The following is a 13,843-nucleotide window of genomic DNA, read 5'->3' as shown; positions in this document are numbered from 1 at the left end:
GTAACCGGCCCTGGTGCTCGCGCTCGGGGCCTCCGCCCGGCGTGACAGGATGCCTGGCATGGACATTCGCCGCAGGAACAACGTCACCCTCATCGGACCCGCCGACGGGCCGGTGGTGGTGCTCGCGCACGGTTTCGGCTGCGACCAGAACATGTGGCGCCTGATCGTCCCCGGTCTTGCGCGCCGGCACCGGGTGGTGCTGTTCGACTACGTCGGCTCCGGCGGCTCGGACCTGTCGGCTTGGAGTGAGCAGCGGTACTCCTCGCTGGACGGCTACGCCAGGGACGTGGTGGAGGTCTGCGAGGAGCTGGACCTGGAGCGGGCGGTGTTCGTGGGCCACTCGGTCAGTGCGATGGTGGGGGTGCTGGCCGCGCGGGCGGCGCCGGAGCGCATCGGGTCGCTGGTGATGGTGGCGCCCTCGCCGCGCTACATCGACGACGAGGGCTACCGCGGCGGCTTCAGCGAGCAGGACATCGAGGAGCTGCTGGACTCGCTGGAGTCGAACTACCTGGGATGGTCCGCCGGGATGGCGCCGGTGATCATGGGGAACCCGGACCGGCCGGAGCTGGGAGAGGAGCTGGCGACCAGCTTCTGCTCCACCGATCCGGAGATCGCCCGGGTGTTCGCGCGTACCACGTTCCTGTCCGACAGCCGTGAGGACCTGAAGGACGTGGAGATCCCCACGCTGGTGCTGGAGTGCACGCAGGACGTCATCGCGCCCCGCGAGGTCGGCGCGTTCGTGCACGCCGCGATTCCTTCTTCGCGGCTGGTCACCCTGGACGCCACCGGCCACTGCCCGCAGCTGAGTGCCCCGGAGGCCACCAGTGCGGCCGTCCTCGCCTTCCTCCAGGAGCGACGGTGATGTGCCGGATCGGCGAGACTCCGGAGCCCGACGCCGACCGTGGCACGGACGCCGCGTTCACCGCCCTGCTGGAGGACAGCGCGGAGGAGTTGTACGAGCAGGCACCGTGCGGCTACCTGTCGACGCTGATGGACGGCACCATCGCCAAGATCAACGCCACCCTGCTGGGCTGGCTCGGCCTGGACCGCGAGGACGTGGTGGGCCGAGTGCGCTTCGCCGACCTGCTGACCGTCGGCGGCAAGCTCTACCACGAGACGCATTTCGCGCCGCTGCTGCGCATGCGGGGTGAACTGGGCGGCATCGCCCTGGAGATGAGGGCCGCCGACGGCGACCGGCTGCCGGTGCTGGTCTCCTCGGCGATCAAGTACGGGAGCGCCGGCGAGCCGCTGCTGATCCGCACCACCGTCTTCGACGCATCCGACCGGCGCGCCTACGAGGGCGAACTGCTGCGCCGCCGCCAGGAGGCCGAGCAGGCCCGCGCCGAGGCCGAACGGGAACGGCTGCGGGCCGAGGACGCCCTGCGGCAGGCCGAGGCCGACCGGGCCCGCCTCACCGAGGCCCTCGCCGCCCTCCAGCTCTCGCTCGTGCCCGCCTCGCTGCCGTGCGTGCCGGGCCTGGAGTCCGCCGTCTACTACCACACCGCCTCCCCGGACCGGCTCGGCGGCGACTTCTACGACCTGTTCCCCGTCGACCGGGACCGGTGGGCGTTCTTCCTGGGCGACGTGTGCGGCAAGGGCCCGGCCGCGGCCTCCCTGACGTCGCTGACCCGCTACACGCTGCGGGCGGCTGCGCTGCACGACGCGGAGCCCGCCGCCGCCCTCGCCACGCTCAACACCGTCCTGCACGAGCAGTACACGGCCGCGGGCGATCCCCGCTACTGCACGGCCGTCTTCGGCGTCATCGAGGCCGGGCCCGGTCCACGCGACCGCACCGTCCGCCTCGCCTCGGGCGGTCACCCCCCGGCGCTGGTCCTGCGCTCCGACGGGAAGGCCGAATTCGTCCCCACCCCGGGCGGCCTGCTCGTCGGTATCCTGCCCGATGCCCCGTTCACCACCGCGGAGACCACCCTGGCGCCGGGCGACACCCTGCTCCTCTACACCGACGGCCTCACCGAGGCCCGCACCGGCCCCACCCGCACCAGCCTGTTCGGCGACGACGCCCTGCACGCGTTCGCCGCCGACCACGCCCCCGCCGGGCCCGAGGAAGTGATCACCGCACTGACCGGGCTGCTGAAGAGCTTCGGCGACGGCCTCGACGACGACACCGCGCTGCTCGCCCTCGGCGTCCCCGCGACCCATCCGACCACCACTCTGGCGACGAACCGATGAGCCCGCTCAACACCATCCACCACGACAGCTCCGCCGGTCCCGTCCTGCACGTCACCGGCGACCTCGACTACGAACACGCCCCCGCCCTGCGCCGGCACGTGGAACAGCTCACCCTGACGCCCGGACAGTGCCTGGTCATCGACCTGTCCGACCTGGACTTCTGCGACTCCAGCGGCATCACCGCGCTCCTCGCGGCCCGCCGCCACGCCCAGGCCGCGGGCGCCGACCTGGCGCTCGCCCACGTCCCGTCCAACACCCTGCGCATCCTCGCCATCGTCGGCCTGGACCGGGTCTTCACGATCCGCCCCGGCAGCGGCCCCGTGTGACGGTCGGGCGGCGGCGCAGCGCCCTCGGGGCCCCGCCGACGCCGGGCACCTCCAGGCCGTACCCGTGGCCGGAGGTGCCGACGGAGCCACTCGCGGCGCTGGGCCGGGCCGACCACGAAGTCGCGGCGGTGGTTCCGCCCGTCCTCCGGAGGACGGGCGGAACCACCGCCGCGGTGTCGTCGAGGGTCAGTGCTTGAACGCGTCCTTGACGTGCTCGCCCGCCTGCTTGAGGTCGCCCTTGGTCTTGTCGGCCTTGCCCTCGGCCTGCAGCCGCTCGTTGCCGGTCACCTTGCCGACGCCTTCCTTGGCCGCGCCCTTGGCCTTGTCGGCGGCGTTCTCGATCTTGTCGCTGGCACTCATCTGGGCCTCCGGTTCGTCGGGACTTCCTGGGTCGGCCGTCTGCCCCCGCCCGGCCGGAAAATTCCTCCGAATATGTGCCGCGGCGCCGGGCAGTCGGTTCGCTGACGCTGACTACGGAGGTCGAGATGGTTCCCCTTCTTCTGGTTCTGCTGCTGGCCCTGATCCTGTTCGGTGCCGGCTTCGCACTCAAGGCCCTGTGGTGGGTGGCGGTCGTGGTCTTGGTGGTCTGGCTGCTGGGGTTCGTGGCCCGCGGGACCGGCGCATCGGGCAGCCGGGGCCGCTGGTACCGCTGGTAGGTCCGGACAGCCGCGGGTACGGCGACGGGGCACGCACACACTGCTGTGCGTGCCCCGTCGCCGTACCCCGTCGCCGTACCCCGTCGCAGTGCCCCGCCGCCGTACCCCGCCGCTGTGCCCCGTCGTCGTACCCACCGCCGACCGCGAACCGCCCGTCGGTCGACCACCGGCCCGCCCGTCTCGGAGCCGTCACCGCGCACCGGCGCTTTCGGAGGGCATTGCGGGGCAGACGGCAACCGGCGGTCGGCCCGACCGCCGACCGGACCCGCGACCGAGGAGCAGCCGTGGACGAGGCGCCCGCAGTCAACACCCCCCGCGATCTGACGCCGGCCAGGCGGGCGAGCGGACCACGGCCCCGGATCCAGACCGCGGAGCGCCGGCCGCCGCGGGTGAAGTCGTGGTTCCGGGTGGGCTTCGCGCTCAGCCTGGGGGCGCTCCTGGCGTGGCACGCGGTCGACGCCGTGGTCCAGCTCACGTCACTGCTCACGCTGCTGCTCCTCGCCGTGTTCATCGCGGTCAGCCTGGAACCGGTGGTGGCGTGGCTGGAGCATCGAGGACTGCGCCGGGGCTGGGCGGTGGCCGTCGTGGTCTGCGGACTGGCGGCGGCGCTGACGGGTCTGCTCGCGGTGGTCATCCCACCGGTCGGCGACGAGGTGAGCGCCCTCGTCGACGCCGTACCGGGCTGGCTCCAGCAGTTGCACGACCACCAGTCGACGCTCGGCCGGATCGAGGACCACTACCACCTGGTGGAGCGCGCCAAGGCCCAGCTGGGTTCCGGTGGTTCGGCCTCCGGCGTGTTCGGCGGAGTGCTCGGCGCGGGCCGGCTCCTGCTGAGCACGGTGACGGCCACGGTGATCGTCGTCAGTGTCGCCCTGTACGTCATGGTGGCGCTTCCGGTCATCAAGGCGTTCTGCTACCGGTTCGTTCCGCGCAGCCGGCGCCAGGAGGTGGAGGAGATCACCGAGGAGATCCTCGGCCGGACGGGCCGCTACATGCTGGGCAACGTGCTGACCTCCGCCATCGCGGGCCTGGCGACCTTCGCCTGGTGCGCGGCCACCGGCGTCCCCTACGCCGGGGCGCTCGGGGTGTTCGTGGCCCTGATGGACCTCGTCCCCATGGTGGGCTCGACGATCGGGGGCGTCGTCGTCAGCCTGGTGGCGCTGTCGGTGTCCCTGCCGATCGCCCTGGCCACCGCCGGTTTCTACATCGCCTTCCGGCTCCTGGAGGACTACCTGATCATGCCCAGGGCGATGAAGTTCATGGTGGACGTGCATCCGATCGTGACGGTGGTCGCCGTCCTGCTGGGAGGCGCGCTGCTGGGCCTCGTCGGGGCCCTCGTCGCGGTACCGGCCGCGGTCGCGCTGGGCCTGGTCCTGGACGTGTACGTCTTTCCCCGTACGGACAACGCCTGAGAGCCGGGGCAGAAGCCGGCCGCGGCCGTGGGCACCCCACCCCGCTCGGCGAGACGTCCCTGTCCGGCGACCGAGGACCGAGGACAGAAGACAGAGCAGCGAGGGCCGAGGGCCGAGGGCCGGGGGACGCAGGTGCCGGTTCGGCGGAGGCCGAGGCACCGCCGGGGCCAGCGGCGCAGCCGCGGTCCGTCGGGGCGCCACCGCGGTCAGGGGCACGGCCGCCCGGGGCTCAGGGGAACAGGTGCAGGCGCAGGGTCAGGCCGTCGCCGGTGGACCGGATCTCGACGAGGTCGCAGAGCTGGTGGATCATCCACAGGCCGCGGCCCCCGTCGGCGGAGGCGAGGCGGGGGCGGCTGCGGCCCGCGAGCGGGTCGCTCAGCTGCCCGGCGTCGCGGATCTCGGCCACCACGGCGGCGTTCTCCCCGGTCCACAGCCGCAGGGTGCCGCTGCCCCCGCCGTGGGCCAGGGAGTTGGCGGTGGCTTCGCCGAGGGCGAGGAGCAGGTCGCCCTGGCGTGCGGGCGTCAGGGCGGTGGTCCGGACCCAGGCGTCGGCGTGGTGGCGGACCTGCGCCAGCTGACCCACCGTGTACGCCAGTACCGTGGCGCGGTCGGGCTCGGGCAGCGGCTGGTCGCAGTCGGCGCAGACGGTGGCGGGGTCGGTGTAGGCCGGGCTGTCGAGGTCCTCGCCGCGGTCCCAGATGGTGGGGTGCGTGCGCCGGGCGTCCGCGATGACGCCGTCGGAAAGGGCGGTGACGTCGTACGGGCACAGGATGGTCGCACCGCGGTGGGCGAAGGCGGTGTTGATGAGGGCTTCGTGGCGGGTGGCCTCGAGGATTTCCGCGTGGTTGCGCCCGGCCCAGATCGGCTCGCCCACGATGCGGGCCGGCCGGCCGAGGTGGCGGTCGGCGAAGCCCTGGAGGGCCGCCAGGATCCGCCCGGGATTGCGCCCGAGGACCGTCATGTCGACGAAGTCGATGCCGTCGGAGCCCTCGTCAAGTGCCGGGCGCAGGGCCTCCAGTCGGGCACCCGGGACCGCGATCAGGCACGGCTCGTCGGCGGCCAGGGCGGCGCGGGCGAAGGCGCCGACCGTGTCCACGTACTCCTGGGTGGTGCGGTAGAACAGCGCCGGATGCACGAAGGAACCGACGGGGACGAGAGGACTCGCGGTATCGGTCATGCCGTCATCTCCAGGGCCCGGCACTCGTCGGGGAACATCTCGGCCACCCTTCGCAATGAGGTGGGCGCGTGGTGCAGGACCAGCCGCCGGTCCCGGGCCGCCAGGACGGCTGCGGCCTCCACCAGTGCGGCGGCGCCGGCGGCATCGACGAAGTCGACGCCCGCCAGGTCCACGTCCACCACCGGCAGCGGCATGCGGGTGGCGGCTGCGAGTACCGCCACGAGGGCCGCCCTGCTGTCCAGGTCGACGCTTCCCACCAGCCGTACGCCGCCGGGGCGCAGCGGCAGGGCGGCCAACTTCTCGAGGGCCCCGGGTGTGCCGCCGTCCGCGAGGACGCCGGGGTGGGCGGCGACGGCGAGCGACGCCGGGGTGCGGCTCGCCGCGAGCCGGGAGTAGAGGCAGATCCCGGTGACCGGGAGGTCTTCCAAGACCTCGTTGTCCAGGCGCAGTTCGTATTCCAGCAGGCGGTCCGCGCCGGGCACCTGCCGGGTGGACCAGTCCATCTCGCCGATGACCCGCAGGCCCGTCCACCCTTGGGACAGGGCCTCCTGGCAGCTGTTCCGCAGGCCGGCGATCATCAGATCGGGGTCGAAGGGCAGGAGGCGGAGGTAGGAGTCGGCGGCGCTCTCCACGCTCAACTGCCCCCGTTCCCGGGCAGCTGCCGCGGAGGCCTCCCGGGCCCGGAGTCGGTCGGCCGCCTCGTGGGGCGGGTGGGAGTCGGTGTAGTACAGCACCCGCTGCCCCTGCAGGATCCCGTCGTGGACGAAACCGTTCACCAGCCTGGCCCGCTCGCGGTCGTCGGCGAAGGTGCGGCACAGGTGTTCGCCCGGGTGTGCCGCAGGCCCGCAGTCCGTCGTCCCCATCACCGGCTCCCCCTCGACTCGGGCTGCCCGGCCGCCCTGTCCGCAGCCGCGGGCTCGAGCCTACAAGAGCTCTCCGACACGAGAGGAAACGGGCGTCGGGGCCCCTGGGGAACGGGCGTCGCGGAAGCCCCGGGGAACGGGCGTCAGGGCCGCGAGGAACGGGCACGGGGGGCGCGCGAGGAACGGGCACCGGGACCACACGCATGCGGGGGCCCAGGGGCCGGTCCGGCTCCGCTGCGGTGGAGGAAGAGTGCCGATCGTCCGGACATATGTGGACATATCGGTCAGCTTGGGATTTGAGACGCATCGCCGACGGTGATAGGGGTAGGGGCACACGAACGACGACACCCGACGGAAGGAACGTCATGACGGAGCCCTGTGCTCTGCTGGCCGAGTCCCAGCCCGTTCGCGACACCACGTCGTCGGACACCGCGCCCTCGCCCCGGGTCGAGCTGGTGGACCTGCCGCACATCGAGGATCCCGGCGCCGTCGCGCCCGCCGACGCCCGCGAGCTGTCCCGCGCCCTGCTGACGCGGTTGAGCGGACTGGAGGAGGGTACCGCCGAGTACTCCTACGTCCGCGCGACCCTGATCGAGATGAACGTCTCGCTCGTCAAGTACGCGGCGCGGCGCTTCACCTCGCGCTCGGAGTCGATGGACGACATCATCCAGGTCGGCACGATCGGCCTGATCAAGGCCATCGACCGCTTCGAGGCCGACCGCGGCCTGGAGTTCTCCACGTTCGCCCTGCCCACGATCATCGGCGAGATCAAGCGGCACTTCCGCGACAGCACGTGGGCCGTCCACGTCCCGCGTCGTCTGCAGGAACTGCGCGGGGCGCTGACCAAAGCGGCGGACGACCTGGAGCAGAGCCTGGACCGCGCACCGACCGTCGCCGAGCTGGCCGCCCGCCTGGAGGTGGACGAGGAGGAGGTCGTCGAGGGGCTCACCGCCAGCAAGGCCTACACCGCCGGTTCGCTGGACATGCAGCTCGAAGCCGACTCGCCCGACAGCACCCTGGTCCGTCGGCTCGGCTTCGACGACACGCGCCTCACCCGCTTCGAGGACCTGCACGCCCTCAAGCCGCTCCTCGCGGCCCTGCCGGAGCGCGACCGTACGATCATCTCCCTGCGGTTCGGGGAGGAACTGACGCAGGCGCAGATCGGACAGCGGCTCGGGATCTCCCAGATGCACGTGTCGCGTCTGCTGACCCGCGCCCTGGCGACGCTGCGCGCCGGCCTGTTGCACGACGACTGCTGAGTCGGCCCCGGACGACTGCCGAGCCGGGCCCCGGACTCGGGCCGCGCCACGAGCAGTGGCGCGGCCCGAGTCCGATCAGTCCGACGGCAGCAGCACCCGCTGCTCCACCGGCGAGGAGAGGATCACCGAGGTCGTCGTCCGGCCGAGCACCGCGATCGCCTCGATCAGTTCCTCCAGGTGCGTGGTGTCCCGGGCCGCGACCTTGAACACCCAGCAGTCCTCGCCGATCACGTGGTGCACCTCCAGCACCTCGGGCCGGTGCAGCAGGTCCTGACTGCGCAGGTACTTCACCGTCGTCCGGGCGTGCGGCGAGACCCGGACGAACGCCCGGATGCCGTACCCCAGCCGCTCGGGCGCGACCTGCGCCGCGTAGCCGGTGATCGTGCCGCTCGCCTCCAGCCGCCGCACCCGCTCGCCGACCGCGGCCGGGCTGAGGTTCACCCGTCGGCCCAGTTCGCTGAGCGTGATCCGGCCCTCGCACTGGAGCAGTTCCAGCAGCCGCAGATCGACCGTGTCCAGGCCGCCGAAGCCGCCACGGGAGGCCGCCGAGGAATCGTCGGCCGAACCGCCGGACTGCCGTTGGTCTTTCGGTCGCAGCGCCTGAACTCCCACAATCACCCCTTCATCGAACCGCGCCGCACCATAACACTTGTGACCATGGAAAACGTGCTCGTGATCGGGGGAAACCGGTACTTCGGACGACAGTTGGTCACCCGGCTGCGCGACTCCGGAGTACGGGTCAGCGTGCTCAACCGGGGATCGGCGCCCCCTCCGCCGGGTGTCACCCGGCTCGTCGCCGACCGTGCGGACGAGACGGCGCTGACCACCGCCCTGGCCGGACGGGACTTCGACGCGGTGGTCGACCAGGTCTGCTACACCCCACGGCAGGCCGCACTCGCCGTCCGCGCCTTCGCCGGGCGGACCGGCCGCTATCTGATGACCTCCACCATCGAGGTCTACGACACCGGCGGAGCCCCCGCCTGCGAAAGGGTCGCGGGCGAAACGGCCGCAGGCGAAACGGCCGCCATCGAAACGGCCGTCGGCGAAGGGACCGCCGGCGAGCCGCGCCCGACGGGCCGTCCGCTCGCCGAATCCGCCGTCGATCCGTCCCGGTGGCCGGTGCGACTCGAACTCCCGTGGGAGGACGCGGCGTTCACCGAGGTGTCGTACGGCGAGGGCAAACGCCAGGCGGAGGCGGTGTTCACCCGCGCCGCGGCCTTCCCGTTCACCTCCGTCCGGCTCGGCCACGTCCTGGGCGCCGCCGACTTCACCGGGCGGCTGGCCCACTACGCCGAACGGATCGCCGCGGGGCAGCCCGTCCTGGTCCACCCGGAGAACCGGCCCTCCTCCTACACCCACGAAGCCGAGGCCGCCGCCTTCCTCGCCTGGGCCGCCGGCGAGGAGTTCACCGGCCCGGTCAACCTGGCCTCGCACGGCGAGCTGACCGCCACCGACCTCTGCGAGCTGATCGCAGCCGGCCGCCCCTACCGCACGGCGGCGCCGGAGCCGGGGCAGCAGGCCTCGCCGTTCTCCTTCGACCGCTACTACGGCATGGACAACTCCCGGGCGCAGCAGCTCGGCCACCCTCTCACGCACACCCTCGACTGGCTGCCCGGCCTGATCGCCGCCTCCCGTGGACAGGAGCTCCCCGCATGACCACCCGCACCGACAGCCCCACCCTCACGACCGGCACCGACAGCCCCACCGCCTCGACGACCCGCCGCCTCGGCACCGTCCGGACCAGCCCCATCGGCCTCGGCGCGATGCCGCTGTCCGTCGAAGGCCGACCGGACGCCGACCGCGCCGTCGCCACCGTCCACGCCGCCCTCGACGCGGGCATCACCCTGATCGACACCGCCGACTCCTACCACTGGCACGCCGACGAGTACGGCCACAACGAGGAGCTGATCGCCCGGGCGCTCGCCTCCTACGGCCCGGATGCCGACCGCGTCCTGGTCGCGACCAAGGGCGGCCGCGGCCGCCCCGGCGACGGCTCCTGGACCGTCAACGGCGATCCGGCCCACCTCAAGCGCGCCTGCGAGGGCTCGCTGCGCCGGCTCGGCGTCGAGGCGATCGGCCTCTACCAGCAGCACCACCCGGACCGTGACGTCCCGTACGCCGACTCGCTCGGGGCGATCCGGGAGCTGTACGAGGAGGGCAAGATCCGCGCAGCCGGCATCTCCAACGTCGATGTGGCGCAGGTCCGCCTCGCCCGGGAGATCCTCGGCGAGGCCCTGGTCTCGGTGCAGAACGAGTACTCCCCCGCCGTCCGCACGCACCAGCCCGTGCTGGACCTGTGCACGGAGCTCGGCCTGGCCTTCCTGCCCTGGAGCCCCCTCGGCGGCATCGGCCGCTCCGCCGAACTCGGCGGGGCGGGCGTGGAGTTCGCCGCGATCGCCGCCGAGCGTGGAGTCAGCCCGCAGCGCGTCGCCCTCGCCTGGCTGCTGGCAGCGTCGCCGGTGACCATCCCGATCCCCGGCTCCAGCCGCCCCGAGACCATCCGGGACTCCGCCGCCGCAGCGGAGTTGGTGCTCAGCAGGGACGAAATGGCCCGCCTCGCCTGACGCGAACGGGGTCCGGCGCCCTTGAAGGCACCGGACCCCGTCCGACAGTGGAGCGCCAGGCCCGGGTCGCACGGACTCTTCCTACTGAAAGTAGGACGTGCTCTGGTAGCACCGCTGACGCCTGACGAGAGATCGTCTCCCTCGCGACGAGAAGTACAGTACCAGTTCAGTGATCAGTCACCGAATCGGAGGCGAACCCCGCATGACGAGCGCTCCGCCCGACGTCGTTCCGTACGCGGACGGCCGATTGCTGGACGTCCACCGCCCCGCCTCCGCCTCCACCGAGCCCGCCCCGGTCGTCCTGCTCTGGCACGGCAGCGGCCCCGACGAACGGGACGTGCTGCGGCCGCTGGCCCGGGAGGCCGCCGGGCTCGGACTGCTGGTGCTCGTCCCGGACTGGAGCGTCGACCGAGGTGGCGGCGGCCGCGCCGAACTGCTCGCGTCGCTGGCCCAGGCACGCCGCATCGCCGCCGGGTACGGCGGGGATCCGACGCGCTTCGTCCTGGCCGGCTGGTCGATGGGCGGCCGGGAGGCCGTCGCCGTGGCCACCCACCCGGACACCTCCGCCGAACTACGGCCCACCGCCGCCGTCGGCATCGCCTCCCACTACGCCGACCCGGCCGTCACCACCGGCGACGCCCCGCTCGACCACCTGGCCGCAGGCCCCTCACCCGTGCCGCTCTGGCTGGTCCACGGCACGGCGGACGAGGTCGTGGACGTCGAGCACACTCGCCGGCTGAGCGCGGCCCTCACGAAGCGGATGTCGGCGGTGCGTCACGTCGAACTCCCCACCGACCACGCGGGTGTGGTGATGACCGTCTTCGACCCCGGAGCCCGACGCTGCCTGCCCGCCACGGCAGCCGACACCCTGGCGGCCGGCCGCCGGACCGCCGCCGTCCTCGCCGAGGCGGCCGGGCTGACCGGGCCAACCGGGCTGACCGGGCCGACCGGGCCCTGACGCGGCGGGCGCCCGGTGTTCCGCACGCGTCCATGACGCCGCGGCGACCGGCCGTCCGGCCTCCGGCGCCTGCGATGCCCGCAACTCCCCTGCGCCCTACGGCGTTCCGGGCGTCGGCAGCGCCCCGGCGGCCTGCGGCGCCTCGGGCGCCTGCGCCTCCCAGAGGTCCGCGAACATCCGGTCGAGGTGCTCCTCGCCGATCGGCGGAACCGGCAGCGGGTGGGCGGCCGGCACGCGGAAACCGTCCAGGAGGAGGGCGAGGTAGCGGCGCCAGAGGTCGGGACGCAGCTCGGTGGTGGCGGGCAGGGCGCGGCAGAGCGGGCCCAGGAGGAACAGCAGGTCCATGGTCACCACGTCGCGGCGCATGGTGCCCTGCTCCTGGGCGCGGGCGATGAGGACGCCGACGGTGGCGGCGTGCCGGCGACTGATCTCGATCATGCCGGGGATGGTCGGGATGGCCTGGGTGACCAGGTCGTTGATGCCCCGGTCGGCGGCGACGAGTTCGAAGATCCGCCCGAAGTACCCTTCGAGGCCGGTCCACGCGTCCTCGGCGGCGAGAGCGTCCGCACCGGCCGCGGCGACGCCGGCCCCGGCGTCCGCGAACACCTCGCCGATCAGCGCCTCGCGGGTCGGGAAGTGCCGGTAGAGGGTGGCGTTGCCGACGCCGGCCTCCTTGGCGATCTGGTCCAGCGGCACGTCCAGGCCGTGCCGGGAGAACATGTCGCGGGCGGCGGCGAGCAGCAGTTCCCGGTTGCGCTGCGCGTCTCGCCGGAGCCGCCCCGGGGGGTTCGCGCTGCTCGGTGCCATGTCTCCGACCCTAGCAAGCGGGCGGACGGGCGGCGGCGCACGACTCGGCTGCCCCCGCCGGGGTGTGCGGCGGCCCCGGCGGGATGCGCGCCGGGGCCGTCGTCGTGTCGGAAGGGACGGGGGTCAGGGTCAGCAGGTCTGGTCGACCAGGGAGAACGTGGCGTAGTGGTCGCCGGTGTAGTAGTCCTCCTGGGCGCCCTCGCCGGTCACGATCCGACGGGCACCGCGGGTCGGGGAGCCCGGGGTGATGACGGTGTACTCGTGGTAGTACCCGGAGGGCTCGCTGGGCAGCACGTGCTCTCTGTTCTGGAAGACCACGCCGTCCTGGGAGTAGGGGAACGGCCCGTCCGAGGCGATCAGGTCGAGGGTGTCGGTGGCCTCCGACGGGAGCGCGGAGAGGCACACCGTGCCGCTCACCTCGGCGTGCGCCTCGGTGGCGACGGCGAGGGGCGCGAGGGTCATCAGGGCGACGGCGGTGACGGCGGCAGCGCGGGACTTCCACGCGCGTAGAGTGCGGGTCATGCCCCTAGTGTGGCGAGACACCGTCAACTCCGGAAGCCCTCCTTCCAAGTATTAACCAGCGAGTAACTACCCTTTACCTGGGACGACTTGGTCCGTACCCCGACTCCCGGCGCCACCCCGTCGCCGCACCCCCGCGCCACACTCGGCGCCGCCCACGAACCGCCGTTGCCGCACAAGGGTCGACCGTCTCCGAACCGGCGCCAAGCCGCCCCACCCCGCCCTGCGGGCCCTCGCCCCGGCCGGACCGCGCCGCATAGAGTGACGGATCATGGCGAGCCGGAACGAGCACTGACGGGGTGGACATGGCTGCGGACCCGAACGCCGCGCGCACGACGGCGACCACGCCGACCGCACGGACCACCCCGACCGCACAAGCCGTACCGACCACACAGGCCGCACCGACCCCACGGACGGCATTCACGGCCCACCAGCTGATCGGCCTGCTGGTCGACCCCGGCAGCTTCCACAGCTGGGACGAGCCGCCGCCCGGACCGCCCGCCGACACCGCCTACCGGGCCGCCCTCGACCGGGCCCGCGAGCGCACCGGTGCGGACGAGGCCGTCCTCACCGGCATCGGACGGGTCGGCGGCCGCCCGGTCGCACTCGTCGCCTCCGAGTTCGGCTTCCTCGGCGGCTCGATCGGCGTCGCGACCGCCGAACGGATCACCCGGGCCGTGGAGCGCGCCACCGCCGAGCGGCTGCCGCTGCTCGCACTGCCGGTCTCCGGCGGCACCCGCATGCAAGAGGGCTCGGCGGCCTTCCTCTGCATGCTGCGCATCACCGCCGCCGTCCAGGCCCACACCGCCGCCGGTCTCCCCTACCTCACCTATCTGCGCAACCCCACCATGGGCGGGGTCTTCGCCTCCTGGGGCACCCTCGGCCAACTGGTCCTCGCCGAGCCGGGCGCCCGGCTCGGCTTCCTCGGCCCGCGCGTGTACGAGGAACTGCGCGGGGTGGAGCTTCCCCCGGACGTCCAGCGGGCCGAGACGCTCGCCGAGAACGGCCTGGTGGACGCCGTCGTCGCGCCGCAGGAACTGCGCGAGGTGGTCCGCCGCACGCTCGCCGTCCTCTCCACGACGCCCCCGCCCCCCTCCCCCGCTGCGGACACC

The 13,843-nt window shown here is 73.2% G+C and carries 16 protein-coding genes; 10 read left to right on the top strand and 6 right to left on the bottom strand.

What is annotated here, in order from left to right:
• Nucleotides 1–58 precede the first annotated feature (58 nt).
• From IF30_RS0129385 to IF30_RS0129375, 3 genes are read left to right on the top strand one after another with little or no spacing between them, the layout of a single operon-like run.
• Nucleotides 59–862: an alpha/beta fold hydrolase gene (locus IF30_RS0129385; RefSeq protein WP_030244074.1), complete on the top strand. Its 804-nt coding sequence runs from the start codon at nt 59–61 to the stop codon at nt 860–862.
• Nucleotides 862–2,190, top strand: a complete 1,329-nt coding sequence (locus IF30_RS0129380) for a PP2C family protein-serine/threonine phosphatase (protein ID WP_037901572.1) — start codon at nt 862–864, stop codon at nt 2,188–2,190. Before IF30_RS0129385 ends, IF30_RS0129380 begins: the two co-directional genes overlap by 1 nt.
• Complete coding sequence (locus tag IF30_RS0129375) at nt 2,187–2,516, top strand: STAS domain-containing protein (RefSeq protein ID WP_030244071.1); 330 nt, start codon at nt 2,187–2,189, stop codon at nt 2,514–2,516. The genes IF30_RS0129380 and IF30_RS0129375 overlap by 4 nt, the downstream gene beginning before the upstream one ends.
• A gap of 186 nt (nt 2,517–2,702) precedes the next feature.
• Here the strand turns inward: IF30_RS0129375 and IF30_RS0129370 are convergent, their stop codons facing one another.
• A complete protein-coding gene (locus IF30_RS0129370; protein ID WP_030244070.1) occupies nt 2,703–2,876 on the bottom strand; it encodes a CsbD family protein in 174 nt (57 codons plus the stop codon).
• Between the two features lie 125 nt (nt 2,877–3,001).
• Between IF30_RS0129370 and IF30_RS0129365 the strand changes: the two genes are divergently transcribed.
• Together IF30_RS0129365 and IF30_RS0129360 are read left to right on the top strand one after the other, a co-directional pair.
• Entirely contained in the window at nt 3,002–3,172 is a 171-nt protein-coding gene (locus IF30_RS0129365; protein ID WP_030244069.1) for a hypothetical protein, read from the top strand.
• A gap of 284 nt (nt 3,173–3,456) precedes the next feature.
• Nucleotides 3,457–4,584, top strand: a complete 1,128-nt coding sequence (locus IF30_RS0129360; protein WP_234322885.1) for an AI-2E family transporter — start codon at nt 3,457–3,459, stop codon at nt 4,582–4,584.
• A 229-nt stretch (nt 4,585–4,813) separates the two neighbouring features.
• Here IF30_RS0129360 and IF30_RS0129355 read toward each other — a convergent pair whose 3' ends face one another.
• Nucleotides 4,814–5,761, bottom strand: a complete 948-nt coding sequence (locus tag IF30_RS0129355) for a sensor histidine kinase (protein ID WP_030244066.1) — start codon at nt 5,759–5,761, stop codon at nt 4,814–4,816.
• On the bottom strand, nt 5,758–6,624 hold the full coding sequence (locus tag IF30_RS0129350; protein ID WP_030244064.1) for an MEDS domain-containing protein: 867 nt from the start codon (nt 6,622–6,624) through the stop codon (nt 5,758–5,760). The genes IF30_RS0129355 and IF30_RS0129350 overlap by 4 nt, the downstream gene beginning before the upstream one ends.
• A gap of 365 nt (nt 6,625–6,989) precedes the next feature.
• On the opposite strand from IF30_RS0129350, the gene IF30_RS0129345 reads away from it, so the two are divergent.
• Nucleotides 6,990–7,883, top strand: a complete 894-nt coding sequence (locus IF30_RS0129345; RefSeq protein ID WP_030244063.1) for a SigB/SigF/SigG family RNA polymerase sigma factor — start codon at nt 6,990–6,992, stop codon at nt 7,881–7,883.
• Between the two features lie 75 nt (nt 7,884–7,958).
• On the opposite strand, the gene IF30_RS0129340 is transcribed toward IF30_RS0129345, so the two are convergent.
• Complete coding sequence (locus tag IF30_RS0129340) at nt 7,959–8,501, bottom strand: Lrp/AsnC family transcriptional regulator (protein WP_420791163.1); 543 nt, start codon at nt 8,499–8,501, stop codon at nt 7,959–7,961.
• A gap of 39 nt (nt 8,502–8,540) precedes the next feature.
• Here IF30_RS0129340 and IF30_RS0129335 point away from each other — a divergent pair, with 39 nt between their 5' ends.
• From IF30_RS0129335 to IF30_RS0129325, 3 genes are all read left to right on the top strand, one after another.
• Nucleotides 8,541–9,539, top strand: coding sequence for an NAD-dependent epimerase/dehydratase family protein (locus IF30_RS0129335; RefSeq protein WP_030244060.1), 999 nt, complete (start codon nt 8,541–8,543; stop codon nt 9,537–9,539).
• The gene (locus IF30_RS0129330; protein WP_078891812.1) at nt 9,536–10,447 is read left to right on the top strand and encodes an aldo/keto reductase; all 912 of its coding nucleotides are present in this window, start codon (nt 9,536–9,538) and stop codon (nt 10,445–10,447) included. The genes IF30_RS0129335 and IF30_RS0129330 overlap by 4 nt, the downstream gene beginning before the upstream one ends.
• A 202-nt stretch (nt 10,448–10,649) precedes the next feature.
• Complete coding sequence (locus IF30_RS0129325; RefSeq protein ID WP_051711477.1) at nt 10,650–11,405, top strand: alpha/beta hydrolase; 756 nt, start codon at nt 10,650–10,652, stop codon at nt 11,403–11,405.
• A gap of 96 nt (nt 11,406–11,501) precedes the next feature.
• Here the strand turns inward: IF30_RS0129325 and IF30_RS0129320 are convergent, their stop codons facing one another.
• Nucleotides 11,502–12,212 carry a TetR/AcrR family transcriptional regulator gene (locus tag IF30_RS0129320; protein WP_063752829.1) on the bottom strand — a complete coding sequence of 237 codons (711 nt, stop codon included), beginning with the start codon at nt 12,210–12,212 and terminating at the stop codon, nt 11,502–11,504.
• 129 nt (nt 12,213–12,341) lie between these two features.
• On the bottom strand, nt 12,342–12,674 hold the full coding sequence (locus IF30_RS0129315) for a ribonuclease (RefSeq protein ID WP_234322889.1): 333 nt from the start codon (nt 12,672–12,674) through the stop codon (nt 12,342–12,344).
• A gap of 362 nt (nt 12,675–13,036) precedes the next feature.
• On the opposite strand from IF30_RS0129315, the gene IF30_RS0129310 reads away from it, so the two are divergent.
• A partial coding sequence (locus IF30_RS0129310; protein WP_267884573.1) for an acetyl-CoA carboxylase carboxyltransferase subunit beta occupies nt 13,037–13,843 on the top strand: 807 nt, incomplete at its 3' end.

It is taken from the genome of Streptomyces sp. NRRL S-350, from assembly GCF_000719705.1.
Classification (GTDB): domain Bacteria; phylum Actinomycetota; class Actinomycetes; order Streptomycetales; family Streptomycetaceae; genus Kitasatospora.
Note: the sequence above shows the minus strand (reverse complement) of the source record. Positions and strands in the feature narration are given on the sequence as shown.